Genomic DNA, 25,479 nt, shown 5'->3' with positions numbered 1-25,479 from the left:
TGACCGGACACAAGGAGAGACGGCAGTCATGCCGAAGAACAAGACGCACTCGGGTGCCAAGAAGCGCTTCCGCATCACGGGTACCGGGAAGGTCATGCGCGAGCAGGCCAACGCTCGACACCTGCTCGAGCACAAGGCCACCAAGCGCAAGCGCCGCCTCGCCCAGGACCAGGTGGTCTCGCCCGCCGACGTCAAGACCATCAAGAAGCTGCTCGGCAAGTGACCCGGCAGGTGGCGGAACCCGCCACCGACCGGCTCACCCCTGAGCCCCGAACTGCAAGGAGCATCACGTGGCACGCGTGAAGCGGGCGGTCAACGCCCAGAAGAAGCGCCGTACGACCCTCGAGCGCGCCAGCGGCTACCGCGGCCAGCGCTCGCGCCTCTACCGCAAGGCGAAGGAGCAGGTCACCCACTCCCTCGTCTACTCGTACCGCGACCGCAAGGCGCGCAAGGGCGACTTCCGCAAGCTGTGGATCCAGCGCATCAACGCGGCGTCCCGCGCGCAGGGCCTGACGTACAACCGCCTCATCCAGGGCCTCAAGGCCGCGGGTGTCGAGGTCGACCGTCGCCTGCTCGCCGAGCTCGCGGTCAACGACGTGGCCGCGTTCAACGCGCTCGTCCAGGTCGCGAAGGACGCGCTCCCCGAGGACGTCAACGCGCCGAAGGCCGCAGCCTGACCAGCGCCCCCCGCGCCACGGACGCCCGGACGGTGCACGACCCGCTCGACCCCACGCTGACGAACCCTCGCAGCGACCGGGTCAAGGCGGTCCGTGCTCTGGCCGGGCGTCCGGCGCGTTCCCGGCACGGACAGCTCCTCGTCGAGGGGCCGCAGGGCGTGCGCGAGGCCGTGCGGCACGCGCCCGAGCGCGTCCGCGACGTGTACGTGACGCCCATGGCCGTCGGGCGGCACCCCGAGATCGTGGACGACGCCCGCGCCGCGGGCCTGCACGTCCACGTCGCGACGGCCGAGGTGCTCACCGCGATGAGCCCCGACGCGCAGGGTGTGCTCGCGGTGGTCCGCGCGCAGGAGCCCACGGTCGAGGACGTCGTCGCCACGCTCACCGGGCCCGGCCGCGAGCGGCCCGCCCTCGTCGCGGTGCTGGCGACGGTGCGCGACCCGGGGAACGCCGGGACCGTCATCCGGGCCGCCGACGCGGCCGGCGCGGACGCCGTCGTGCTCGCGGGCGAGAGCGTGGACGTGCACAACCCCAAGGTCGTGCGCTCCACCGCGGGCTCGTTGTTCCACCTGCCCGTCGTCACGGGCGTGAGCCTCGCGGACGCGGTGGCCGCGCTGCGCGACGCCGGGCTCACCGTGCTCGCGGCCGACGGGGCGGGCGACCTGGACCTGGACGACCTGCTCGACGTGGCCGGTCCCGCGGGCGAGGGGGCGCTCGACGACGGGCGGCGCCGCGTCGATCTCGCGGCCCCGACCGCCTGGGTCTTCGGGAACGAGGCCTGGGGCCTGCCCGAGCAGGACCGGGCGCTCGCCGACGCGGTCGTGCGCGTCCCGATCCGTGGGCTCGCCGAGTCGCTCAACCTCGCCACCGCCGCGACGGTGTGCCTCTACGCCTCCAGCCGGGCGCACCGACCGGTCGGGTCGCCCGGGACCGGCGCGTGAGCCTGTTCGCCGCGCTCCGCCCGAGCGCCCCCGCGCTCGACCATCTCGCGCTCGCGCTCTCGGGCGCGCACGCCCAGGAGGCGCGCCGGCCCGACGGCGCACCGCTCGTGCGGTGGACCCCGCCGGAGCTGTGGCACGTCACGGTCTCGTTCTTCGGGAACGTGCCGGACGGGTCGCTCCCCGACCTCGCCGCCGCGCTCGCCCCGGTCGCGCGCGAGGTCTCGCCGCTGTCACTGCGCCTGCGCGGTGCCGGCGTGTTCGACCGGCGCGTGCTGTGGGCCGGCGTCGGGGGCGCGGACGCGGACGTGCTCCGCGACCTCAGCGCGGCCGTCGCCGAGGCGGCCGGGGACGTCGGCGTCCGCGTGGACCGCCGGCCGCGGCAACGTGCCCACCTCACCGTGGCGCGCGCCGCCGCCGGGGCCCGGCAGGCGCGACGTCGCGCGCGCTCCGTCGGACGCCGTCCCGGAGGAGGGGGCGCCGGCGTCACCGCCGGCGACCCGCTCGCCGGTCCGGCCGCGGCGCTGTCCGTCTACGCAGGCCCCGACTGGACCGCGCACGAGCTCCTGCTGCTCGAGTCCACGTCCGGCGACACGTCGGGCCGGCGGGTGTACCGCACGGTCGAGACCTTCCCGCTGGCCGGGACGCCCGTGCGCGGCTGACGACCGCGGCGTCGGGAGGACGACGAGAGCCGCTGCGAGAGCACCCCGCCCCGCGCGGGCACCGGCCCGCGCCCCCACGACGGCTGTGCGAGGATGGCGGCCATGAGCATGCACGGTGGTCGTCGATTTCCCGGGCCCGTCACGGGCCCGCGCGACTGACGCGTGCACACCTCCCGCCCGTGGCGGGACGGACCGGGCCGGGACGGGCGCCCTAGAATGACCGCGACGCGCGCACGAGCGCGCGCCCGCGCGCGCCCTGTGCGCCGCGCCCCGCGAGGCGGCACCCGTCCAGGCCACCCTTGAGGTTCCTGCCCTGGTCGTCGCCCGCTCCCGCAGTCCCGCCCTCGCCAGGAAGGCACGCATGTCCAGCCCTGACGCCGACGTCGTCACCCCCGTCACGGGGGACGGCGGCCCGGACACCCCGACCGCTCCCTCCCCGCTCGACGCCGACGCGCTCCAGCGCGCGCTCGACGCCGCCCTCGCCGCGATCGCCGGGGCCGGCGACCTCGACGCGCTCAAGCTCGTGCGCACCGAGCACACGGGGGACCGCAGCGCCCTCGCGCTCGCGAACCGCCAGATCGGCTCGCTCGCGCCCGCCGACAAGAAGACCGCCGGCAAGCTCCTCGGCCCGCTCCGCGGCCGTGTGAACCAGGCGCTCGCCGCGCGCCAGGCCGAGCTCGAGGCCGAGCGCGACGAGCGCGTGCTCGTCGAGGAGGCCGTGGACGTCACGCTCCCGGTGGACCGCGTGCCGTCCGGCGCACGCCACCCTCTGGAGACGCTCCAGGAGCGCGTGGCCGACTTCTTCGTCGGCCTCGGCTGGGAGATCGCGGAGGGCCCCGAGGTCGAGGCGGAGTGGTTCAACTTCGACGCGCTGAACTTCGGCGTCGACCACCCGGCACGGCAGATGCAGGACACGTTCTACGTGGCGGGGGCCGACGGCTCCACCGACGGCGCCGCGCCGCCGTCGAACCTCGTGCTGCGCACCCACACGTCGCCCGTCCAGGCGCGCTCGCTGCTCGAGCGCGGCGTGCCCCTCTACGTCGCGTGCCCGGGCAAGACGTTCCGCACCGACGCGCTCGACGCGACCCACACGCCCGTCTTCCACCAGGTCGAGGGCCTGGCGATCGACGAGGGGCTGACCATGGCGAACCTGCTGGGGACGCTCGACGCGTTCGCGCGCGCCATGTTCGGTCCCGAGGCGCGCACGCGCCTGCGCCCGAGCTACTTCCCGTTCACCGAGCCGAGCGCCGAGATGGACCTGTGGTTCCCGCAGAAGAAGGGCGGGCCCGGCTGGATCGAGTGGGGCGGCTGCGGCATGGTCAACCCGAACGTGCTGCGGTCCGTCGGCGTCGACCCCGACGTGTACTCGGGCTTCGCGTTCGGCATGGGCATCGAGCGCACGCTCATGCTGCGTCACGGGATCGCGGACATGCACGACATGGTGGAGGGCGACGCGCGCTTCTCCGCCCAGTTCGGAACGGAGATCTGATGCCCTACGTCGCCATCGACTGGCTGGGCGACCACGTCGAGCTGCCTGAGGGGCTCACCGCCGAGCGGCTCGCCGCCGACCTCGTCCGGGTCGGCCTCGAGGAGGAGGCGATCCACGGCGCGGCCGTGACGGGTCCCCTCGTCGTCGGGCGCGTCCTGGAGATGACCCCCGAGCCGCAGAAGAACGGCAAGACGATCAACTGGTGCCTGGTCGACGTCGGCCCGGAGCACAACGTCGCCGAGATCCAGGGCGTCGACCCCGCGGACGTGCCCGCGGGCGGTGCCCGCGGCATCGTGTGCGGCGCGCACAACTTCGCGCCGGGCGACCTCGTCGTCGTCGCGCTGCCGGGCTCCGTCCTGCCCGGGCCGTTCCCCATCGCGAGCCGCAAGACCTACGGGCACGTGTCCGACGGCATGATCTGCTCGCAGCGCGAGCTCGGGCTCGGCGAGGACCACGACGGCATCATCGTGCTGCCGCGGCTCGGGTACGCGGCCGAGGACCTGACCCCCGGGCAGGACGCGATCGCGCTGCTCGGGCTCGGCGACGAGGTGCTCGAGATCAACGTGACGCCCGATCGCGGGTACGCGTTCTCCTACCGCGGCGTCGCGCGCGAGTTCTCGCACTCGACGGGCGCGCGCTTCACGGACCCCGGCCTGCCGGGCTCGCTGGCCACGCCCCCGCCCGCCGCGACGTCCGACGGGTTCCCCGTCGAGGTGGACGACGCGGCGCCGGTCCACGGCGTCGTCGGGTGCGACCGGTTCGTCACGCGCGTCGTGCGCGGGATCGACCCCGCGGCGCCGACGCCCGCGTGGATGCAGCGCCGCCTCACGGCGTCGGGCATGCGGCCGATCTCGCTCGCGGTCGACGTGACGAACTACGTCATGCTCGACCTGGGCCAGCCCCTGCACGCGTACGACCTCGAGCAGGTCGCGGCGCCGATCGTCGTGCGTCGCGCGGCGGCGGGGGAGCGCCTCACGACGCTCGACGACGTCGACCGGGCGCTCGACCCCGAGGACCTGCTCATCACGGACAGCCCGGACGGCGCGCGCGGCGCGCGCGTGCTCGGGCTCGCCGGTGTGATGGGCGGTGCCTCGTCGGAGGTCGGTCCGACGACGACGGCCGTGCTCGTCGAGGCCGCGCACTTCGACCCGGTGACGGTCGCGCGCACGTCGCGCCGCCACAAGCTGTCGAGCGAGGCCGCCAAGCGGTTCGAGCGCGGGGTCGACCCGCTGCTGCCCGCGGTCGCGGCGCAGCGCGTCGTCGACCTGCTCGTCGAGCTCGGCGGCGGCACCGCCGACCCGGCCGTGAGCGACCTCGACCGCGTCGCCCCGCCCGCCGCGATCCGTCTCCCGGTGGGCGAGGCCGCGCGCCTCGTCGGCGTGCCGTACACGCTCGAGCAGGTCGTCGGCACGCTCGGGGCGATCGGCTGCACGGTCGACGCGGTCGACGCGGAGGCCACGGGCGTGCTCGTGGTCACCCCGCCGTCCTGGCGCCCCGACCTCACGGAGCCGGCCGAGCTCGTGGAGGAGGTCGCGCGCCTCGTCGGCTACGACGAGATCCCGTCCCTGCTTCCCGCCGCTCCCGGCGGTCGGGGGCTCACGCGCGAGCAGCGCGTGCGCCGCTCGGTCGCCCGGGCGCTCGCCGAGGACGGCTTCGTGGAGACGCTGAGCTACCCGTTCGTCGGTACCGCGGAGCTCGACGCGCTGCGCCTGCCCGCGGACGACGCCCGCCGTCGCGCGCTGCGCCTGCTCAACCCGCTCGCCGACGACCGGCCGCTGATGCGGACCGACCTCCTGAGCACGCTGCTCGAGACGGCGCGCCGCAACGTCGGGCGCGGGCTGACCGACGTCGCGCTGTTCGAGGTGGGTCTCGTCACGCACCCGCGCTCGGGTGCGCCCGCCGCGCCCGCGCTGCCGGGCGGCGTGCGGCCGAGCGACGAGGACCTCGCGGCGATCGACGCGGCGCTCCCGGCGCAGCCGCGCCACGTCGCCGGCGTCCTCGTCGGGCGCCGTGAGCGTGCCGGCTGGTGGGGCCCGGGCCGCGCGGCCGACTGGACGGACGCGCTCGGCGCGGCCCGCCTGGTCGCCGAGCGCGTCGGGCTCCGGGTCGGCACGGACGTGCGCGTCGTGGCCGACACGGCCCGCGCGCCGTTCCACCCGGGACGCTGCGCGCGCCTCGAGCTCGCGGACGGGACCGTCGTCGGGCACGCGGGGGAGCTGCACCCCAAGGTGCTGGAGAACCTCGGCCTCCCGGCGCGCACGGTGGCGTTCGAGGTCGACCTGTCGGCGCTCGTCGCCGGCTCGTCCGAGGAGCCCGTGCAGGCGACGCCGGTCTCGGGCTTCCCGGCGGCCAAGGAGGACCTCGCCTTCGTCGTGGACGCCGACGTGACCGCGCAGGCGCTGCGCGACGCGATCGTCGACGGCGCGGGCGACCTGGTCGAGGAGGTCGCGCTGTTCGACGTCTTCACGGGCGAGCAGGTCGGCGCCGGGCGCAAGTCGCTCGCGTTCTCGCTGCGGCTGCGCGCAGCGGACCGCACGCTGACCGCGGACGACGTGGCGCGCGTCCGCGAGGGCGCCGTGACGGTGGCACGCGAGCGCGTCGGCGCGGAGCTGCGGGCGTGAGCGCGGAGGCCGGTGCGGGCGGCGCGATGGACGTCGCTCCCGCCCGCACGGCGCTCGTCACCGGGGCGTCGCGCGGCATCGGCCGCGCGATCGCCGTCGGTCTCGCCGCGGCCGGCCTCGACGTCGCGCTCCTCGCGCGCGACGCCGACCGGCTCGCGGGCGTGGCCGGGGAGATCGCGGCGCTCGACGGGAGCGGTGCCGGGCGTGCGGTCGTCGTGACGGCGGACGTCACCGACGCCGAGGCCGTCGCGGCCGCCGTCGCCGAGGCGGAGTCGGCGCTCGGGGGCGTCGACCTCCTCGTCAACAACGCGGGTCGCGTCGACGCCGAGGTGCCGCTCTGGGAGGCCGACCCCGACGAGTGGTGGGCGATCGTCGAGACCAACGTGCGCGGCCCGTTCCTCCTCGCGCGCGCCGTGGTGCCGGGGATGCTGGCGCGCGGCGGGGGCCGCGTCGTCGACCTCAACAGCGGCGCGGGCTCGCACGACATGGACGGCGCGAGCGCGTACAACGCGAGCAAGACGGCGCTCCTGCGGCTGGGGGCGAACCTCCACCGATCCGGCAACGCGCGCGGGCTGCGGACCTTCGAGGTCGCGCCGGGCGTGGTGCAGACCGACATGACCGCGTCGATGGCCATGCACGAGGGCCGCACCGAGTGGACGCCGGTCGAGCGCACGGTCGAGATGGTCGTCGCGATCGCGCGGGGCGAGCTCGACGCGTTCTCGGGCGCGTTCGTCCGGGTGACGCACGACTCGCCGGAGTCGCTGCGGGCGGCGGCGGACGAGGCCGCGCGCCGCGGGGACTCGCTGCCGGGCCTCGACGCGCGCCGGCTGCGCGTGACGCGCTGGGGCGCGGACGACCCGATGCCGGGAGAGCTCCCGCGTCGCTGACACCGCGCGGCCCTCGCCGCGTCCCGGACCCGCAGCGCCGCCCGACCGCACGGTCGGGCGGCGCTCGTGTGCCCGGACGGCGCCGAGGGCGAGATCACCCGCCATCTGGTTGAAAGACTTCACTCATCCATCGGGGATGCGATCGCGTCGGCCGTGTCGGCGACCATCGAGACGGCGAGCCTCACGACCCACCACGAGGAGCGCGACGCGCACCTGCGCAGCCCCGACTTCCTCGACGTCGACGCCTACCCGACGATCGAGTTCCGCAGCACCTCGATCGACTGGCAGGGCGAGCAGCAGGACCAGATCCTCGCGTGGGCGCGGCCGCGGAACCGCTCGCCCGAGCGCGCCGAGCTCGCGCAGGAGCGCGTACAGCCCCGGGCAAGAAGATCGGCCTCGAGATCGCGGGCGAGGCGATCCACCGGGCCTGAGGCGTCCCTCGGGACGGGTCGCGCACGCAGGACGGCGGCGCGAGACCGGGCGCGGGTGTCCGGCGCGCAGGACGTAGCATGACGAGCGACACGGGGTGCCCCGACGAGGGGCTGAGATGAGACCCGTCGAACCTGCTCTGGCTCGTACCAGCGAAGGGATGTCCGGCGATGACGCTCGCCCTGCCCCAGCACGACCCCGCACCCCGGCGCGACAGCGCCCGTCGGCCCGTGGTCGACCGGACGCCCGGTCCGGACGCCGACCCGGCCGCCCGGCCCTCACGTCCGCGCGTCCTCTCGATCGCCGGGACCGACCCGACCGGGGGCGCGGGCATCCAGGCGGACCTCAAGTCCTTCGCCGCGCACGGCGCCTTCGGCATGGCCGTCACGACGGCGCTCGTCGCGCAGAACACGCACGGCGTGCGGTCCGTGCACGTCCCCGGGCCCGCGTTCCTGCGCGAGCAGCTCGACGCGGTGTCCGACGACGTCGAGATCGACGCGGTGAAGATCGGCATGGTCGCCGACGAGCCGAACGCGCGGGAGATCGGGGCGTGGCTCGACGCGCTCGTCGCGGCCCGGTCCGACGCCGGGGTCCCGCGGCCCTGGGTGGTCCTCGACCCCGTCATGGTCGCGACGTCGGGGCACCGCCTGCTCGACGCCGGTGCGGAGCGGGCCGTGCGCGACCTCGCGACGCGGGCCGACGTCGTGACGCCCAACCTGCCCGAGCTCGCCGTCCTCGCGGGCCGCGACGTCGCGACGACCTGGGACGAGGCGCTGGCCCAGGCCGCGACGTACGCGGCGGCGAGCGGCACCGTCGTCCTGCTCAAGGGCGGGCACCTCACCGGTGCGACGTCACCCGACGCGCTCGTCGCGCCCGCCCCCGTCCCGGACGCCGCGGCCGGGATCACGACCTTCGAGGCCGCGCGCGTGGACACGCCGCACACCCACGGCACGGGGTGCTCGCTCTCCGCGGCGCTCGCGGCCCTGCGCCCCCAGCGCGAGGGCTGGGAGGAGGCCGCGCGCGACGCCAAGGAGTGGCTCACGGGAGCGCTGCGTGCCGGTGCCGCGCTGCGGGTCGGGACGGGCCGTGGCCCGGTCGACCACCTGCACGCCGTGGCGCCCGTCGCGCCGGCCTGATCCCACCCGGCCCGGGCGTCTCAGGCGCGCGTCGTCGGCTGCGCGACGGCGCAGTCGTAGCCGGGGGGCCACCACCGCCACGTCGCGACGACGTCCTGCGCCGCGACGCCCGCGGGGCGGTCGGCGACGCACGCGTCCGCCTGCTGACGCACCCCGACGGTCACCCAGTAGACGGCGAACGCCGCGGTGAGCAGGACGGCGAGGACGGTCACGGTGCGGCGCAGGGCGGGGGAGGGGCCGCCGTCGGACCCGTCCTCCTCGCCCGGCCGGGGCGGGACCCAGTCCCAGCTCACGCGGTGCCCGTGGCCGACGGGGCGTCCACGGCGCCCTCGGGGTGGAGGAGGACCTTGCCCGTGGTCGCGCGACCCTCCAGCGCCCGGTGCGCGTCGGCGGCCTCCGCGAGCGGGAACGTGGCACCGACGCGGACGTGCAGCGTGCCGCCCGCGACCGCCCCGAGCACCTCCGTCGCGCGCTCGACGAGCTCCGCGCGGGTCGCCGTGTGGTCGGCGAGCTTGGGCCGCGTGAGGAAGAGCGACCCGCCCGCGTTGAGGCGCTGCGGGTCGAACGGCGGGACCTGCCCCGACGACCCTCCGTAGAGCACGAGCGTGCCCCGGCGGTGCAGCGACGCGAGCGACGCGTCGAACGTGTCCTTGCCGACCGAGTCGTACACCGCCGCGACGCCCTCGCCGCCCGTGAGCCCGCGCACGACCTCGGGCAGCTCGGCGGTGAGGTCCGCGAACGCGGTGTACTGGATCGCGTGCTCGGCGCCCGCGCCGCGGGACAGCTCCGCCTTCTCGGGGGTCGAGACCGTCGAGATCACGTGCGCGCCCCGCGCCACGAGCATCTGGGTCAGGAGCAGCCCGACGCCGCCCGCGCCCGCGTGCACGAGCACGCGGTCGCCCGGGCGGACCGGGTACGACGACGTGCACAGGTAGTGCGCGGTGAGGCCCTGGAGCGCGACGGCGGTCGCGTCCTCGAGCGAGACGGCGTCCGGCACGTGCAGGGCCTGTTCGGCGTCCACGAGGACGAGGTCCGCGTACGACCCCGGTGCCTCGGTCCACACGACGCGGTCGCCGACGGCGAACCCCTCGACGCCCTCGCCCACCTCGGCGACGACCCCCGCGCCCTCGCTCCCGACGACGTGCGGGTACTCCATCGCGTACACGCCGGAGCGCTTGTACGTGTCGATGAAGTTCACGCCCGCGACCGCGGACCGGACGAGGAGCTGTCCGGGGCCCGGCGACGGGTCGGGCAGCTCGGTGTACTCCAGGACCTCGGGACCGCCCGCCTCGCGGGCCACGATCGCGTGCATGGCCCCAGCCTAGGGTCGCGCGGCGGTCACGGTCGCCCTCTCCCGGCGACCTTCGCGTGGACGGCTGCGAGGTGCTCGCGCGCCGCCGCGGACGCGCGGACGGCGTCGCGGTCGCGCACGGCGTCGAGGATCGCCTGGTGCGCGTCCTGGTCGTGCCGGTGCGCCTCGCCCGCGCGGTCGAGGTCGACCATCGCGACCATCGCGCGACGCAGGCGCGGGACGAAGGTCGCGAAGAGCTCGCCCAGCACGGCGTTGTGCGCGGCGTCGACGACCGCCCGGTGGAAGACGAGGTCGGCGTCCACGTACTCGGCGGCCGACGACGTCGCGGGGACCTGCCCTCGACGTGAGAGCGCCGTCGTCATCGCGCGGAGGTCACCGGGGGTCCGGCGCGTGGCGGCGAGGCCCGCGGCCTCGGCCTCGAGCGCGGCGCGCACCTCGAGCACGTCGACGATCTCCCCGCGGCGCAGCACCTCGTCCCAGTCGTCCGCGGTGTCGGTCGACACGACGTAGACGCCCGACCCCTGCCGGCTGTCGAGCACGCCGCGCCCCGCGAGCTGGCGGATCGCCTCGCGGACGGTGGAGCGCCCGACGCCGAGCTCCGTCGCGAGCGCCTGCTCGCCTGGCAGTCGGTGGTCGAGAGGCCAGACGCCGGAGCGCACGCGGTCGAGCAGGAGCTCGGCCGCCTGGTCCGCGAGGGGACGCCGGTGCAGCGCGGTCACGGGAACCTCTCAGGTTGTCTGAGGACTTGACGGGCGCTAGCGTACCCGGCATGTCCTGGACGGCGCTCCTCCTTCGGCGCCACGGCGGGGTCTGACCGGACCGGCTCCCCGCCGTGGGGAACCGTCGCGCGCCGGTCGCCCGCCCGCCCCGTGACCCCGGGGCGCGACCTGAAGGACCGCCATGACCCTCGCCAGCACCTCCACGCCCGCCGCCGCTCGCGGCACGACGGAGCCCACCCCCGCCTGGAACCGTCAGCGACCCTCGAGCATGCCCTCGTCCCGCTACGCCGACGTCCGCGCGCGGGTCGAGGTACCGGACCTGCCCGACCGCCGGTGGCCCTCGCGCCGCCTCACCCAGGCGCCGCTGTGGGTCCCCGTCGACCTGCGCGACGGCAACCAGGCGCTCGCGGAGCCGATGGGTCCCGCGCGCAAGCGCCGATTCTTCGAGCTGCTCGTCGCCATGGGCTACACCGAGATCGAGGTGGGCTACCCGTCGGCGTCGCAGACCGACTTCGACTTCGTGCGCCTGCTCGCCGAGACCGACCTCGCTCCCGAGCACGTCACGGTCGTCGTGTTCACCGCCGCGCGGGCCGACCTCGTCGCGCGCACGTTCGAGGCCGTGCGGGGCCTGCGCAACCCCGTCGTCGTCCACGTGTACACCGCGACGGCGCCCGTCTGGCGGGACGTCGTGCTCGGCCGCGACCGCGAGGAGCTCGCCCGGCTGATCACCGACGCCGGGACCGAGGTGCTGCGCCACGCCGGCGACGACCCGCGCGTCCGCTTCGAGTTCTCGCCCGAGGTGTTCAACCTCACCGAGCCCGACTACGTGCTCGACGTGTGCGACCGCATGACGACGCTCTGGGACGCGACGCCCGAGCGCCCCGTCGTCCTCAACCTCCCCGCCACGGTCGAGGTCGCGACGCCCAACGTCTATGCCGACCAGATCGAGTACATGGACCGGAACCTCGCGCGGCGCGACGGGGTGATCCTCTCCGTCCACCCGCACAACGACCGCGGGACCGGCGTCGCGTGCGCCGAGCTCGCCGTCCTCGCCGGGGCGCAGCGCGTCGAGGGGTGCCTGTTCGGCAACGGCGAGCGCACCGGGAACGTCGACCTCGTCACGCTGGGCCTCAACCTCCACGCGCAGGGCGTCGACCCGATGGTCGACTTCTCCGACCTCGACGCGATCCGCGACGTCGTCGTGGCGTGCAACCGGATCGACGTCCACCCGCGCCACCCCTACGTGGGCGAGCTCGTCCACACCGCCTACTCCGGCACGCACCAGGACGCGATCCGCAAGGGCATGGAACGTCACCGGGCCGACGCCGCGGCGTCGGGCCTGGACCCCGCGGTGGCGCCGTGGCGCGTGCCGTACCTGCCGGTCGACCCCGCCGACCTGGGTCGGTCGTACGAGGCCCTCGTCCGCGTGAACAGCCAGTCCGGCAAGGGCGGCGTCGCGTACGTGCTGCACTCGGCGCACGGCCTCGACCTGCCCCGCGGCCTCCAGGTCGACCTCGCGCGCCGCGTCCAGGATCACGCCGACGCCACGGGCGCCGAGGTGACGCCCGACGCCCTCCTCGCGCTGTTCGAGGCGGCCTACGCGCGGCCGGGCGCCGTCGAGCCCGTCTCCTGGACGAGCCGCCGCACCGACGACGGGGCCGAGCGCCTCGACCTCGTGCTCACCGTCGACGGCGCGCAGGTCACCACGTCCGGCACCGGGGCCGGAGCGGTCGACGCCCTCGTCGACGCCCTCGCCCGCCTGGGCCGGCCGGTCGAGGTCCTCTCCCTCACCCAGCAGTCCGTCGGCAGCGGCAGCGATGCGACCGCGGTGACCTACCTCGAGCACCGCGGCCCCGACGGCGCCCCGCGCTGGACCGTGGGCCGCGACACGTCCGTCCTGGGAGCCTCCGTCCGCGCGGTCTGCGCAGCGGCAGCCTGAGCGCGTCGGGCCCGCGGCGCTCCGTCGAGCCGTACACGTGGTGACGAAAGGGGAGAAGTTGCCCCACCAGCGGGGTCTGATGGGGCCACTTCTCGCCTCTTGGCCGGACGGGACCGCCGGGCCTGTGCCGCGGGTCGTGCGGTGACGGGCAGGACGAGCTGTGGGGTCGGACCGTGTGCGAAGGACGTCAATGGCGCACTCCTAGAACCCCCGCCCGGAAGACCGAGGTGACGGTGCGCCAGTCCAAGCACACGGTCCGACCCCACCGCGGACCCGACCACGCGGGCATCGAACACCAGCCCACCGCGGACCCGACCACGCGGGCATCGAACACCAGCCCACCGCGGACCCGCCCGCGGGGGCACGAAACCCCACCCGGCCGCACGCCCGAGTACGCGTACCGTGGACAGGAGCTTCGACCCGGGCGTTGCATAAGTATGTATAGTGATGCATATGACGATCAGAGTCGCGGTCGCGGGTGCGTCCGGGTACGCGGGTGGGGAGACGCTCCGCCTGCTCGCCGGGCACCCCGAGGTGGAGATCGGCGCCGTGACGGCGCACAGCAACGCGGGGACGCTCCTCGGTGAGCACCAGCCGCACCTGCGATCCCTCGCCGACCGCGTGCTGCTCCCGACGAGCGTCGAGCACCTCGTCGGGCACGACGTCGTCGTCCTCGCGCTGCCGCACGGTGCGTCGGGCGAGATCGCGGCGCAGCTCCCGGACGACGTGCTCGTCCTGGACCTGGGCGCGGACCACCGGCTGGAGTCCGCGGCGGACTGGGCGTCGTTCTACGGGTCGGAGCACGCGGGCACGTGGCCGTACGGGCTGCCGGAGCTCCTGCTCACGCACGAGCCGGGTGCGGCCGCGAGCGAGACCAAGCAGCGCGAGCGGATCGCCGGTGTGCGCCGCATCGCGGTGCCGGGCTGCAACGTCACGGCGGTCACGCTGGGCATCCAGCCGGGCGTCGCGGCGGGCCTCGTCGAGGGGCACGACCTCGTGGCGGTGCTCGCCAACGGGTACTCGGGCGCGGGCAAGTCGCTCAAGCCGCACCTGCTCGCCTCCGAGGCGCTCGGCTCGGCCCAGCCGTACGCCGTCGGCGGGTCGCACCGGCACATCCCGGAGATCGCGCAGAACCTGCGGGCCGCGGGCGCGCCGGACGTGAGCATCTCGTTCACGCCCACCCTGGTCCCGATGTCGCGCGGGATCCTCGCCACGGTCACGGCGCGCCTGTCCGACGACGCCGCGCGCCTCGACCCCGCGGCGCTCGACGCGCGCGTCCGCCAGGCATGGGAGGACGTGTACGCCGGCGAGCCGTTCGTCCGCGTGCTGCCCGCGGGCCAGTGGCCGACGACGGCGATGACCCTCGGCGCCAACACGGCGCTCGTCCAGGTCACGGTCGATCACGCGGCGGGGCGCGTCGTCACCGTCACGGCGATCGACAACCTCGTCAAGGGCACCGCGGGCGCCGCGGTGCAGTCCATGAACATCGCGCTCGGCCTGCCCCAGACGGCCGGCCTCACGACCGAGGGGGTCGCCCCGTGACCGTCACCACCCCGCAGGGCTTCCGGGCCGCCGGCGTCGCCGCCGGGCTCAAGTCCACGGGCGCGCAGGACGTCGCGCTCGTGGTCAACGACGGGCCGCTCGACGTCGCCGCGGCCGTGCTCACGACGAACCGCGTGTTCGCCGCACCGGTCGCCTGGACGCGCCAGGCCGTGAGCGACGGGCGCGCGACGGCCGTCGTGCTCAACTCGGGCGGCGCGAACGCGTGCACCGGGCCCGAGGGCTTCGCCGACACGCACCGCACGGCGGAGCACGTCGCCGACGTGCTCGCGACCTCCGCGGGCGACGTCCTCGTCTGCTCGACCGGCCTCATCGGCGTGCGGCTTCCCATGGAAAGCCTCCTCGCGGGCGTCGACGCCGCCGCCGCGGCGCTCGCGGACCCGGTCGCCACGGTCGACGGCGGCGGGGACGCCGCGCTCGCGATCATGACGACGGACACCGTGCCCAAGACGGTCTCCGTGGTCCGCGAGGTCACGGAGGCCACCGCGACGGACGGTGCCGCGACCTGGTCCGTCGGCGGGATGGCGAAGGGTGCGGGCATGCTCGCGCCGGGCCTCGCGACCATGCTCTGCGTGCTCACGACGGACGCCGTCGTCGACGCGGCGACGGCTGACGCCGCGCTGCGTGCCGCGACCCGCACCACGTTCGACCGCGTCGACTCCGACGGCTGCATGTCGACGAACGACACCGTGATCCTCCTGGCCTCCGGCGCGTCCGGGGTCGAGGTGACGCTCGACGCGCTCACCGACGCCGTCACCGAGGCGTGCGGGTCGCTCGCGCGCCAGCTCGTGGCCGACGCCGAGGGCGCGAGCCACGACGTCGCCGTCACCGTGGTGGGCGCGTCGAGCGAGGACGCCGCGGTCGCCGTCGCGCGCGCCGTGACCCGGTCCAACCTGTTCAAGGCCGCGATCTTCGGCAACGACCCGAACTGGGGCCGCATCGTGTCCGCGGTCGGGACCGTCCCCGAGGACGTCGCGCCGTTCGACGCACTCCTGCTCGACGTGACGGTCAACGACGTCCAGGTCTGCCGGGCCGGGGGAGTGGGCGAGCCGCGCGAGCTCGTCGACCTCGCGGCCGAGCGCGAGGTGCGCGTCGAGATCGACCTGCACGCCGGCTCCGCGAGCGCGACCGTCTGGACCAACGACCTCACGCACGACTACGTCCACGAGAACAGCGCGTACTCCTCATGAGCGACCTGACCACCCCGACGCCCCACCCGGACGACGCCGCGTTCGACACGCGCACCGACCTGCGCCCCGAGCAGAAGGCCGAGGTGCTCGTCGAGGCCCTGCCGTGGCTCGAGGAGTTCGCCGGCGCGCTCGTCGTCGTCAAGTACGGCGGCAACGCCATGGTCGACGACGCGCTCAAGGCCGCGTTCGCCGAGGACATGGTGTTCCTGCGCCGTGTCGGACTCCGCCCGGTCGTCGTGCACGGCGGCGGCCCGCAGATCTCCGCGATGCTCGACCGGCTCGGCATCGAGTCCGAGTTCCGCGGGGGGCTGCGCGTGACGACGCCCGAGGCGATGGACGTCGTGCGCATGGTCCTCACGGGCCAGGTCTCGCGCGAGCTCGTCGGCCTCATCAACGCGCACGGTCCGTACGCCGTCGGGCTCTCGGGCGAGGACGGCGGCCTGCTCCAGGCCCAGCGCCGGCACGCGACGGTCGACGGCGAGCCCGTCGACGTCGGGCTCGTCGGCGACGTCGTCGAGGTGCACCCGGCCGCGGTCCAGGACCTGCTGGACGCCGGCCGCATCCCCGTCGTCTCGACGATCGCGCCCGACCTCGAGGACCCGACCCAGGTGCTCAACGTCAACGCCGACACCGCGGCCGCGGCGCTCGCGGTCGCGCTCGGCGCGAAGAAGCTCGTCGTGCTGACCGACGTCGAGGGCCTGTACACGTCCTGGCCGGACAAGGACTCGCTCGTCGCGCAGATCACGCGCTCCGAGCTCGCGGCGCTCCTGCCGTCCCTGTCCGCCGGCATGGTCCCCAAGATGGAGGCGTGCCTGCGGGCGGTCGAGGGCGGCGTCCCCGCGGCGACCGTGATCGACGGCCGCGTGCCGCACTCGACGCTGCTCGAGGTCTTCACCACCCAGGGCAACGGGACCATGGTCGTCCCGGACCCTGCGAGCGCGCCGGTGCCCGAGCCCGCCACGACCGCCGGAGGAGCCGCATGAACGCCCTCGACCATCCGACGGGCGCGCCCGCGCCTGCGACGACGAGCGCCGTGACGGCCCCGGCCGACGGCTCCGTCGCCCGGTGGACCGACCGGTACGCGCACGCCGTCATGGACACGTTCGGCCCGCCGCAGCGCGTCCTGGTGCGCGGCGAGGGCGCGTACGTGTGGGACGCCGACGGCAAGCGCTACCTCGACCTGCTCGCGGGCATCGCGGTCAACGCGCTCGGCCACGCCCACCCGACGCTCACCGCGGCGGTCTCGGCCCAGCTCGGCACGCTCGGGCACGTGTCGAACTTCTTCGGCACCCCGACGCAGATCGCGCTAGCCGAGCGCCTGCTCGCGCTCGCGGAGGCGCCCGAGGGGTCGCGCGTGTTCTTCACGAACTCGGGCACGGAGGCCAACGAGGCGGCGTTCAAGATTGCTCGTCGGAACAATGACACGGGGCGTCGCACGCGCGTCCTCGCGCTCCAGGGCGGCTTCCACGGGCGGACCATGGGCGCGCTCGCGCTCACCTCGAAGGCCGCGTACCGCGAGCCGTTCGAGCCGCTCCCGGGCGGCGTCGAGTTCGTCGCGTTCGACGACGTCGCCGCGCTCGAGGAGGCCTTCTCGCCCGCCGCTGTGGCGGCCCGCGGCGAGGTCGCCGCGCTCGTCGTCGAGCCCGTGCAGGGCGAGGCCGGCGTGCGCTCGCTCTCGCCGGGTTACCTCGTCGCCGCGCGCGAGCTCACCGCGCGCCACGGCGCGCTGCTCGTGCTCGACGAGGTGCAGACCGGCGTCGGACGCACCGGCTCGTGGTTCGCGTACCAGCAGCCCGAGGTGGGCGGCGGGATCGTGCCCGACGTCGTCACGCTCGCCAAGGGTCTGGGCGGCGGGTTCCCCGTCGGCGCGGTGGTCGCGTACGGCGAGCGCGCCGCGACGCTGCTCGGCCGCGGTCAGCACGGCACGACGTTCGGCGGCAACCCCGTCGCGGCCGCGGCGGCGCTCGCGACGCTCGGCGTCATCGAGCGCGACGGCCTGCTCGAGAACGTCCGGACCGTCGGCGCGCTCCTGCGCGACGGGATCGCCGGGGCCGGGAACCCGCTCGTCGAGGACGTGCGGGGGCGCGGGCTGCTCCTCGCCGTCCAGCTCACCCGGCCCGTCGCGGCCGACGTCGCGCGCGCGGCGCTCGACGCCGGGTTCGTCGTGAACGCCGTCGCGTCCGACGCGATCCGCCTCGCGCCGCCCCTGATCCTCACGCCCGACCAGGCGCGCGACGTCGTCGCGTTCTTCGCGACCGTCGCCGTCCCGGAGGATCCGGCGGCACCTACCGCCGCGGACCCTGCACCCACCGACCCCACGACCGGCCCCACGACCGGCCCCACGACGAGGAGCTCCTGATGGCCCCCCGGCACTTCCTGCGCGACGACGACCTCACGCCCGCCGAGCAGCGCCGGGTCCTCGAGATCGGCCTCGCGTTCCGTGACGACCGCACGTTCCGCCAGCCGCTCGCCGGTCCGCAGGGCGTGGCCGTCCTGTTCGACAAGCCGACGCTGCGCACGCAGCTCTCGTTCGCGACGGGCATCGCCGAGCTCGGCGGCTTCCCGGTCGTCGTGGACGGCCGGCTCGCCCAGGTCGGCGTCCGCGAGTCCGTCGCGGACGTCACGCGCGTGCTCGACCGGCAGGCGTCCGCCATCGTGTGGCGCACGTTCGGCCAGGACCGTCTCGAGGAGATGGCGGCGATCAGCCGCGTGCCGGTCGTCAACGCCCTGACCGACGACTTCCACCCGTGCCAGATCCTCGCGGACCTCCTCACGGTCGCCCAGCTGCGCGGCGGCACGGGCGCGCTCGCGGGCCAGACGCTCGCGTACGTCGGCGACGGCGCGAACAACATGGCGCACTCCTACCTCCTCGGTGGCGCGACCGCGGGCCTGCACGTGCGGGTCGGGACGCCGGACGGGTACCCGCCGCACCCCGTCTTCGTGGCCGACGCCGAGCGCATCGCCGCCGAGACCGGCGGTTCCGTGCTCGTCACGTCCGACCCGGTCGAGGCCGTCGCGGGCGCCGACGTCGTCGCGACCGACACGTGGGTGTCGATGGGGGACGAGGCCCAGGCCGAGCAGCGCGCGCTCCCGTTCGTGCCCTACCAGGTGAACGACGACCTCCTCGCGCACGCGAAGGACGACGCGATCGTGCTGCACTGCCTGCCGGCCTACCGTGGCAAGGAGATCACCGCCGAGGTGATCGACGGTCCCCGCTCGGCGGTCTGGGACGAGGCGGAGAACCGGTTGCACGCGCAGAAGGCGCTGCTCACGTTCCTCCTGGAGCGGTCGTGACCGAGCCCCGCACGGCGACGACGAAGACGGCGCGCCACGCGCGCATCGCCGAGATCGTGCGCCGCACCGAGATCCACTCGCAGGCCGAGCTCGCGCGCGAGCTCGAGCGCGAGGGGCTGTCGGTGACGCAGGCGACGCTGTCGCGCGACCTCATCGAGCTGCGCGCCGAGAAGGTGCGCGGCGCGTCGGGCGCGCTCGTGTACGCGGTGCCGGGGGAGGGCGGGGACCGCAGCGTGCAGACCGCGGAGTCGCCCGAGTACCTCGCGGCCCGGCTCGCGCGCCTGTGCTCGGAGATGCTCGTCTCGGCCGAGGCGTCCGCGAACCTCGTCGTGCTGCGCACGCCTCCCGGTGCCGCGAACTACCTCGCCTCGGCGATCGACCACTCCGTGCTGCCGCACGTGCTCGGGTGCATCGCGGGCGACGACACGATCCTCGTCATCGCGCGCGACCCCGACGGCGGCGCCGACCTCGCGCGACGCTTCCTCGAGCTGTCCGGGCCCCACGGCGGGCCCGTCCCCGGCACGCCGGACTGACCGCCGTCGGACCACGACCCGCGCGGCGGACCGCCCTGCGAGACTGGACCACGGACCCCAACCCGCACGTCACAGAAAGAGACCGTCATGACTGAACGCGTCGTGCTCGCCTACTCGGGCGGCCTGGACACGTCGGTGGCCATCGGCTGGATCGCCGAGGCCACGGGCGCCGAGGTCGTCGCCGTCGCGGTCGACGTCGGCCAGGGCGGGGAGGACCTCGAGGTGATCCGGCAGCGCGCCCTGGACTGCGGTGCGGTGGAGGCGTACGTCGCCGACGCGCGCGACGAGTTCGCGGCCGAGTACTGCATGCCCGCGCTGCGCGCGAACGCCCTCTACCTCGACCGGTACCCCCTCGTCTCGGCGATCTCGCGCCCGGTCATCGTCAAGCACCTCGTGCGCGCCGCGCGCCAGTTCGGCGCGACGACCGTCGCGCACGGCTGCACCGGCAAGGGCAACGACCAGGTCCGCTTCGAGGTCGCGACGACGTCTCTCGCGCCCGAGCTCAAGACCATCGCCCCCGTGCGCGACCTCGCGCTGACGCGCGAGAAAGCGATCGAGTACGCCGAGAAGCACTCCCTGCCCATCGCGACGACCAAGCACAACCCGTTCTCGATCGACCAGAACGTGTGGGGCCGTGCGGTCGAGACGGGCTTCCTCGAGGACATCTGGAACGCCCCGACCAAGGACGTCTACAACTACACGGACGACCCGACCTTCCCGCCGGTCGCGGACGAGGTCGTGGTTACGTTCGAGCAGGGCATCCCGGTCGCGCTCGACGGCGTCGCGGTGACGCCGCTGCAGGCGATCCAGGAGATGAACCGCCGCGCGGGCGCGCAGGGCGTCGGCCGCATCGACATCGTCGAGGACCGCCTCGTGGGCATCAAGTCGCGCGAGGTCTACGAGGCGCCGGGCGCGATCGCGCTCATCGCCGCGCACCAGGAGCTCGAGAACGTCACCCTGGAGCGCGAGCAGGCCCGCTTCAAGCGCGGCGTCGAGCAGCGCTGGACCGAGCTCGTCTACGACGGCATGTGGTTCAGCCCGCTCAAGCGCTCGCTCGACGTCTTCGTCGACGACACGCAGCGCTACGTCTCCGGCGACGTGCGCCTCGTGCTGCACGGCGGGCGCGCGACCGTGACGGGCCGACGCTCGGAGGCGAGCCTGTACGACTTCAACCTCGCGACGTACGACGAGGGCGACTCGTTCGACCAGTCGCAGGCCAAGGGATTCATCGAGATCTACGGTCTCACCGCGAAGCTCGCCGCCGCGCGCGACGAGAAGTTCGGCAACGGTGTGGACCTCGGGGCAGGAGCACTGTGAGCACGCACGACCAGCAGGGACCGGAGTCCACCACGTCCGTCGAGGACGGCGCGGCGGCAGCGGTGGCCGACGACGGGGGAGGGCGTGTGAGCCTGTGGGGCGGCCGCTTCGCCGGCGGGCCTGCCGACGCGCTCGCCGCGCTGAGCAAGTCGACGCACTTCGACTGGCGCCTCGCGGGTCAGGACGTCGCGGGCTCGAAGGCCCACGCCAAGGTCCTGCACGCGGCCGGGCTGCTGGACGACGACGAGCTCGACGGCATGCTCGCGGCGCTCGAGCGCCTGCGCGAGGACGTCGCGTCGGGCGCGTTCGTCGCGGCCGACGACGACGAGGACGTGCACACCGCGCTCGAGCGAGGCCTCATCGAGCGGGCCGGTCCCGAGCTCGGCGGCAAGCTGCGCGCGGGCCGGTCGCGCAACGACCAGATCGCGACGCTCACGCGCTTGTACCTGCGCGACGAGGCGCGCACCATCGCGGGCCTGGTGCTCGACGTCGTCGACGCGCTGATCGAGCAGGCAGCCGCCCACCCCGGCGCCGCGATGCCGGGGCGCACGCACCTCCAGCACGCGCAGCCGGTGCTCCTCGCGCACCACCTGCTCGCCCACGCGTGGCCGCTGCTGCGCGACGTCGACCGGTTCATCGACTGGGACGTGCGCGCCGCACGCTCGCCGTACGGGTCGGGGGCGCTCGCGGGCTCGTCCCTCGGCCTCGACCCGGCGGCCGTCGCGTCCGAGCTCGGGTTCGACGGCCCGGTCGAGAACTCGATCGACGGCACCGCTTCGCGCGACGTCGTCGCGGAGTTCGCGTTCGTCGCCGCGATGCTGGGCGTCGACCTCTCGCGCCTCGCGGAGGAGGTCATCCTCTGGGCGACCAAGGAGTTCGGCTTCGTGCGCCTGCACGACTCCTACTCCACGGGGTCGAGCATCATGCCGCAGAAGAAGAACCCCGACGTCGCCGAGCTCGCGCGCGGCAAGGCGGGACGCCTCATCGGCGACCTGTCGGGCCTGCTCGCGACGCTCAAGGGCCTGCCGCTCGCGTACAACCGCGACCTCCAGGAGGACAAGGAGCCGGTGTTCGACCAGGTCGACACGCTCGAGGTGCTCCTGCCCGCGTTCTCCGGCATGGTCGCGACGCTCGAGTTCGACACCGACCGGATGGCGTCGCTCGCGCCGCAGGGGTTCTCGCTCGCGACGGACGTCGCCGAGTGGCTCGTGCGCCAGGGCGTGCCCTTCCGCGTCGCGCACGAGGTCGCGGGCGCGTGCGTGCGCGTCTGCGAGGAGCGCGGCATCGAGCTGTGGGACCTCTCGGACGACGACCTCGCGTCGATCTCCGAGCACCTCACGCCGGGCGTGCGTGACGTGCTGAGCGTCGAGGGTTCGCTCGCGTCGCGCGACGCCGTGGGCGGCACGGCCCCCGTCCGGGTCGCCGAGCAGCTCGAGACGGCGAAGGAGCGTTCGGCCGAGTACCGCTTCTGGGCGCAGGGCTGACGACCCTCGTGCTGACGGTGCCCGCGCCGGTGGTGCGCGCGTGAGCGTCGACCCGGACGTCCTCGCGGACCTCGTGCGGCGCGTGCGCGACGCCGTCCCGCGTCTCGGCCCGTCGTCCCGCCCGGGCGACGAGCCCGCGGGCGGCAGCGCGCCGCCGTCGGGCACGCGGCTCGTGGTGGTCGACGGGCCGGCAGGCTCGGGCAAGACGACGCTCGCCGCCCAGCTCGGCGACGCGCTGCCCGCGCAGGTGCTCCACATGGACGACCTGTACGAGGGCTGGCGCGGGCTCGAACCGGCCTGGGGCCGCCTCGCGGAGTGGGTCCTCGACCCTCTCGCCGAGGGCCGGGCAGGGCGGTACCGCCGGTTCGACTGGGAGATCGACCGCTTCGCCGAGTGGCACGACGTCGCCCCGGCGCCCTTCCTGGTCGTCGAGGGCTGCGGGGCGGGTCGCCGGGAGGCGGACGACGTCGCCGCCCTGCGCGTGTGGGTCGGGGCCCCGGACGACGTGCGGCTGCGCCGGGGGCTCGACCGGGACGGCGAGGACCAGCGCGAGCACTGGCTCGCCTGGATGACCGACGAGCGCGAGCACTACGCGCGCAACGCCTCGCGCGAGCGCGCGGACGTCGTGCTGGACGGCTGGGGGAACGTCGTGCGCGCGAGCGAGCGGCCGTCGCGCGGGGGCTCGCGTGACGGTGGCGGGGCGTAGATTGCCCACGACGAGAGGTGGTGCGATGTCGACGGACGCCGTGACGCAGACGACGGGGAGCGGGCAGTCCCGCGCCGTCGGACCGTGGGACGTCCCGGCCCGCGCGTGGTACGCGCGTGACGTCCACGAGGTCGCCCGCGACCTGCTCGGGTCGTTGCTCACCCGACGCAGCGACGACGGCGACGTCACCCTGCGGATCACCGAGGTCGAGGCGTACGACGGCGAGCGCGACCCGGGGTCGCACGCCTTCCGCGGGCGGACGGAGCGCAACCGCGCGATGTTCGGTGAGCCCGGGCGGCTGTACGTGTACCGGCACCTCGGCCTGCACCACTGCGTCAACGTGGTCTGCGGGCCGCTGGGCCGCGCGTCCGCCGTCCTGCTGCGCGCGGGAGAGGTGACCGACGGCGTCGACCTCGCGCGGTCACGCCGGCTCGCCGCCGGGAGGTGCGACTCCGACCGCCAGATCGCGCGGGGCCCCGCGCGCCTCGCGGTCGCGCTCGACCTCGACCTCCGTCAGTACGGCGCCGAGCTGACGGACCCCGAGGGCGAGCTCGTGTTGCACCGTACGACCGCCACGACGCTGCGCCCGGCGATCGCGACGGGCCCGCGCGTCGGCGTCTCCGGTGACGGGGGAGACGGAGACCTGTACCCGTGGCGCTCGTGGCTCGCGGGAGACCCGACGGTCTCGGCCTACCGCCGCGTGAGCGCCAGGGCGCGATGAGTCGCGTTGCCGGCCGCGGGGTGCGGCCGTGACGGCGTCGCAGCCGGTCTGAAGAGCGGCCGCCCCGTGGGCGGTGGCCGACGGTGGCCGCGCGGCACGGCAGACTAGGACCCGCCTCCCGCACGGGTGGCGACGCACGTGCCCGGACCGGGCACTCGACGAAGGAGCAGAAGTGAGCGACGTTCTCGACGAGCTGCAATGGCGAGGCCTGGTGGCGCAGTCCACCGACGAGGCCGCGCTGCGCGCCGCGCTGGCCGAGGGCCCGATCACGTACTACTGCGGCTTCGACCCGACGGCGCCGAGCCTGCACCACGGCCACCTCGTGCAGCTCGTCGTGCTGCGTCACCTCCAGCTCGCGGGCCACCGTGCCGTGGCGCTCGTGGGCGGGGCGACGGGGATGATCGGCGACCCGCGCCAGTCGGGCGAGCGGGTGCTCAACACCAAGGAGACCGTCGCGGAGTGGACCGAGCGGCTGAAGTCGCAGGTGTCGCGGTTCCTCGACTTCGAGGGCGACAACCCCGCTCGGCTCGTGAACAACCTCGACTGGATCTCCGAGCTGTCGGCGATCGACTTCCTGCGGGACGTCGGTAAGCACTACCGCCTCGGCACGATGCTCGCGAAGGACACCGTCGCGCGCCGTCTGCGCTCGGAGGAGGGCATCAGCTTCACCGAGTTCAGCTACCAGATCCTCCAGGGGATCGACTTCCTCGAGCTGTACCGCCGGCACGGCGTGTCCCTCCAGACGGGGGGCAACGACCAGTGGGGCAACCTGCTGTCGGGCGTCGAGCTCATCCGCAAGACCGAGGGCGCGGCCGTGCACGTGCTCACGACGCCCCTCATCACCAAGGCCGACGGCACCAAGTTCGGCAAGACGGAGGGCGGGGCGGTCTGGCTCGCGCCCGACATGATGAGCCCGTACGCCTTCTACCAGTACTGGCTCAACGCCGCGGACGAGGACGTGGTGGGCTGGCTGAAGATCTTCACGTTCCGCACGCGCGAGGAGATCGCCGAGCTCGAGACCGCGGTGCGCGAGCGGCCCGGGGCGCGCGAGGCGCAGCGCGCTCTCGCGTCGGACGTCACGACGCTCGTGCACGGGGCCGAGGCGACCGCGTCCGTGATCGCCGCGAGCCAGGCGCTCTTCGGCCGGGGCGAGCTCGCCGGCCTGGACGCGGGGACCCTGGGCGCCGCGGTCGCCGAGCTGCCGCGCACGACGGCGCACGTGGGCGACGCGGTCGTCGACCTGTTCGCGGCGTCGGGACTCGTCGCCTCCAAGGCGGCCGCACGGCGTGCGGTGGCCGAGGGTGGGGCGTACGTCAACAACGTCAAGGTGACGAGCGAGGACGCCGTCCTCGCGGCGGACGACCTGCTGCACGGGCAGTTCGCCCTTTTGCGCCGGGGGAAGAAGACGCTCGGCGTCGCCGTCGCGGACGGCGCCGCCGACTGAGCAGCACGTCGCCCTGAGGACGAAGGGGCCGGACCGCGTCGAGCGGTCCGGCCCCTTCGGCGTCTCGTGCCTGTGCACGGACTCTGCGGCCGCTCGTCCGGTGTGCACGGACCGCGCGGCCGCTCGTCCGGTGCCGCAGGAGGCGCCGGACGGCGCCACCGAGCCGGCGCCGGGGTTGTGCAGCGCACGGATTTGGCACCCGGACGGAGCGCGTGTAGTGTTCTCGACGTTCGCCCGGCAGGGAGGAACGGACACCGAGTCTCGATCGCACGAGACGGTGGCTGGTCCCCCGGGCGGTCTCCCTCGAGAATGACTCGGAGCCTCGCGCGCCGTGACATGATCGGGGCCGCTGGTTCACCGGCTCTATCCGCTCGGATCACCGAGTTGGAGAGGGCGCTGAGGATCTGGTAGATTAGAGAAG

24 protein-coding genes and 1 riboswitch are annotated in these 25,479 nt (G+C 74.9%); of the genes, 21 read left to right on the top strand and 3 right to left on the bottom strand.

Translation table 11 applies throughout. The annotated features are described in order from the left end of the window. Positions 1–28: 28 nt before the first annotated feature. The 9 genes from rpmI (at position 29) to thiD (ending at position 8,839) form a co-directional block, all read left to right on the top strand. On the top strand, positions 29–223 hold the full coding sequence (gene rpmI / locus CCE02nite_RS19010) for a 50S ribosomal protein L35 (protein ID WP_047233980.1): 195 nt from the start codon (positions 29–31) through the stop codon (positions 221–223). Between the two features lie 67 nt (positions 224–290). Further along, positions 291–677, top strand: coding sequence for a 50S ribosomal protein L20 (gene rplT, locus CCE02nite_RS19005; RefSeq protein WP_024840664.1), 387 nt, complete (start codon positions 291–293; stop codon positions 675–677). Positions 678–709: 32 nt separating this feature from the next. After that, positions 710–1,618, top strand: a complete 909-nt coding sequence (locus CCE02nite_RS19000) for a TrmH family RNA methyltransferase (protein ID WP_255318980.1) — start codon at positions 710–712, stop codon at positions 1,616–1,618. Further along, a complete protein-coding gene (gene thpR / locus CCE02nite_RS18995) occupies positions 1,615–2,277 on the top strand; it encodes an RNA 2',3'-cyclic phosphodiesterase (protein ID WP_170227382.1) in 663 nt (220 codons plus the stop codon). The genes CCE02nite_RS19000 and thpR overlap by 4 nt, the downstream gene beginning before the upstream one ends. A 361-nt stretch (positions 2,278–2,638) precedes the next feature. Beyond that, positions 2,639–3,766 carry a phenylalanine--tRNA ligase subunit alpha gene (gene pheS, locus CCE02nite_RS18990; protein WP_141391161.1) on the top strand — a complete coding sequence of 376 codons (1,128 nt, stop codon included), beginning with the start codon at positions 2,639–2,641 and terminating at the stop codon, positions 3,764–3,766. Continuing rightward, the gene (pheT, locus tag CCE02nite_RS18985) at positions 3,766–6,387 is read left to right on the top strand and encodes a phenylalanine--tRNA ligase subunit beta (RefSeq protein WP_141391160.1); all 2,622 of its coding nucleotides are present in this window, start codon (positions 3,766–3,768) and stop codon (positions 6,385–6,387) included. Before pheS ends, pheT begins: the two co-directional genes overlap by 1 nt. Then, positions 6,384–7,274, top strand: a complete 891-nt coding sequence (locus CCE02nite_RS18980; protein ID WP_308463704.1) for an SDR family oxidoreductase — start codon at positions 6,384–6,386, stop codon at positions 7,272–7,274. Before pheT ends, CCE02nite_RS18980 begins: the two co-directional genes overlap by 4 nt. 66 nt (positions 7,275–7,340) lie before the next feature. After that, entirely contained in the window at positions 7,341–7,787 is a 447-nt protein-coding gene (locus CCE02nite_RS18975; RefSeq protein ID WP_141391159.1) for a YceI family protein, read from the top strand. Next, a riboswitch (TPP riboswitch) is annotated at positions 7,787–7,881 on the top strand. Its footprint overlaps the gene before it by 1 nt. After that, complete coding sequence (gene thiD, locus CCE02nite_RS18970; RefSeq protein WP_141391158.1) at positions 7,874–8,839, top strand: bifunctional hydroxymethylpyrimidine kinase/phosphomethylpyrimidine kinase; 966 nt, start codon at positions 7,874–7,876, stop codon at positions 8,837–8,839. Its footprint overlaps the riboswitch before it by 8 nt. 20 nt (positions 8,840–8,859) lie before the next feature. Here the strand turns inward: thiD and CCE02nite_RS18965 are convergent, their stop codons facing one another. Genes CCE02nite_RS18965 through CCE02nite_RS18955 form a run of 3 tightly spaced genes read right to left on the bottom strand, consistent with a single transcriptional unit; the run spans position 8,860 to position 10,870 of the window. After that, positions 8,860–9,132 carry a hypothetical protein gene (locus CCE02nite_RS18965; protein ID WP_141391157.1) on the bottom strand — a complete coding sequence of 91 codons (273 nt, stop codon included), beginning with the start codon at positions 9,130–9,132 and terminating at the stop codon, positions 8,860–8,862. Then, the gene (locus CCE02nite_RS18960; protein WP_141391156.1) at positions 9,129–10,151 is read right to left on the bottom strand and encodes a quinone oxidoreductase family protein; all 1,023 of its coding nucleotides are present in this window, start codon (positions 10,149–10,151) and stop codon (positions 9,129–9,131) included. The genes CCE02nite_RS18965 and CCE02nite_RS18960 overlap by 4 nt, the downstream gene beginning before the upstream one ends. A gap of 26 nt (positions 10,152–10,177) precedes the next feature. Next, complete coding sequence (locus CCE02nite_RS18955) at positions 10,178–10,870, bottom strand: FadR/GntR family transcriptional regulator (RefSeq protein ID WP_141391155.1); 693 nt, start codon at positions 10,868–10,870, stop codon at positions 10,178–10,180. Between the two features lie 181 nt (positions 10,871–11,051). On the opposite strand from CCE02nite_RS18955, the gene CCE02nite_RS18950 reads away from it, so the two are divergent. The 12 genes from CCE02nite_RS18950 to tyrS all read left to right on the top strand — a co-directional run bounded on the left by CCE02nite_RS18950 (position 11,052) and on the right by tyrS (position 25,058). Beyond that, a complete protein-coding gene (locus CCE02nite_RS18950) occupies positions 11,052–12,809 on the top strand; it encodes a 2-isopropylmalate synthase (protein ID WP_371861945.1) in 1,758 nt (585 codons plus the stop codon). A 447-nt stretch (positions 12,810–13,256) separates the two neighbouring features. Then, positions 13,257–14,351 carry an N-acetyl-gamma-glutamyl-phosphate reductase gene (gene argC / locus CCE02nite_RS18945; RefSeq protein ID WP_141391154.1) on the top strand — a complete coding sequence of 365 codons (1,095 nt, stop codon included), beginning with the start codon at positions 13,257–13,259 and terminating at the stop codon, positions 14,349–14,351. Then, positions 14,348–15,559: a bifunctional glutamate N-acetyltransferase/amino-acid acetyltransferase ArgJ gene (gene argJ / locus CCE02nite_RS18940; RefSeq protein ID WP_141391153.1), complete on the top strand. Its 1,212-nt coding sequence runs from the start codon at positions 14,348–14,350 to the stop codon at positions 15,557–15,559. The genes argC and argJ overlap by 4 nt, the downstream gene beginning before the upstream one ends. Beyond that, positions 15,556–16,542 (top strand): acetylglutamate kinase, encoded by a 987-nt coding sequence (argB, locus tag CCE02nite_RS18935; protein ID WP_141391152.1) that lies wholly within the window; start codon positions 15,556–15,558, stop codon positions 16,540–16,542. The genes argJ and argB overlap by 4 nt, the downstream gene beginning before the upstream one ends. Beyond that, a complete protein-coding gene (locus CCE02nite_RS18930) occupies positions 16,539–17,918 on the top strand; it encodes an acetylornithine transaminase (protein ID WP_141391151.1) in 1,380 nt (459 codons plus the stop codon). The genes argB and CCE02nite_RS18930 overlap by 4 nt, the downstream gene beginning before the upstream one ends. Then, positions 17,918–18,853, top strand: coding sequence for an ornithine carbamoyltransferase (gene argF, locus CCE02nite_RS18925; RefSeq protein WP_141391150.1), 936 nt, complete (start codon positions 17,918–17,920; stop codon positions 18,851–18,853). The genes CCE02nite_RS18930 and argF overlap by 1 nt, the downstream gene beginning before the upstream one ends. After that, positions 18,850–19,386 carry an arginine repressor gene (locus tag CCE02nite_RS18920; protein WP_074810086.1) on the top strand — a complete coding sequence of 179 codons (537 nt, stop codon included), beginning with the start codon at positions 18,850–18,852 and terminating at the stop codon, positions 19,384–19,386. The genes argF and CCE02nite_RS18920 overlap by 4 nt, the downstream gene beginning before the upstream one ends. Positions 19,387–19,473: 87 nt before the next feature. Further along, a complete protein-coding gene (locus tag CCE02nite_RS18915) occupies positions 19,474–20,703 on the top strand; it encodes an argininosuccinate synthase (protein ID WP_141391149.1) in 1,230 nt (409 codons plus the stop codon). Positions 20,704–20,765: 62 nt separating this feature from the next. Then, complete coding sequence (gene argH / locus CCE02nite_RS18910; protein WP_141391175.1) at positions 20,766–22,187, top strand: argininosuccinate lyase; 1,422 nt, start codon at positions 20,766–20,768, stop codon at positions 22,185–22,187. A 40-nt stretch (positions 22,188–22,227) separates the two neighbouring features. After that, positions 22,228–22,893, top strand: a complete 666-nt coding sequence (locus CCE02nite_RS18905; RefSeq protein ID WP_141391148.1) for a uridine kinase family protein — start codon at positions 22,228–22,230, stop codon at positions 22,891–22,893. A 25-nt stretch (positions 22,894–22,918) separates the two neighbouring features. Beyond that, positions 22,919–23,614, top strand: coding sequence for a DNA-3-methyladenine glycosylase (locus CCE02nite_RS18900; RefSeq protein ID WP_141391147.1), 696 nt, complete (start codon positions 22,919–22,921; stop codon positions 23,612–23,614). 172 nt (positions 23,615–23,786) lie between these two features. Continuing rightward, positions 23,787–25,058, top strand: coding sequence for a tyrosine--tRNA ligase (tyrS, locus tag CCE02nite_RS18895; RefSeq protein WP_141391146.1), 1,272 nt, complete (start codon positions 23,787–23,789; stop codon positions 25,056–25,058). Positions 25,059–25,479: the final 421 nt, after the last annotated feature.

Origin of the sequence: Cellulosimicrobium cellulans (assembly GCF_006539945.1) — a bacterium.
GTDB lineage: Bacteria > Actinomycetota > Actinomycetes > Actinomycetales > Cellulomonadaceae > Cellulosimicrobium > Cellulosimicrobium cellulans.
This window is presented reverse-complemented; position numbering and strand designations above follow the sequence as displayed.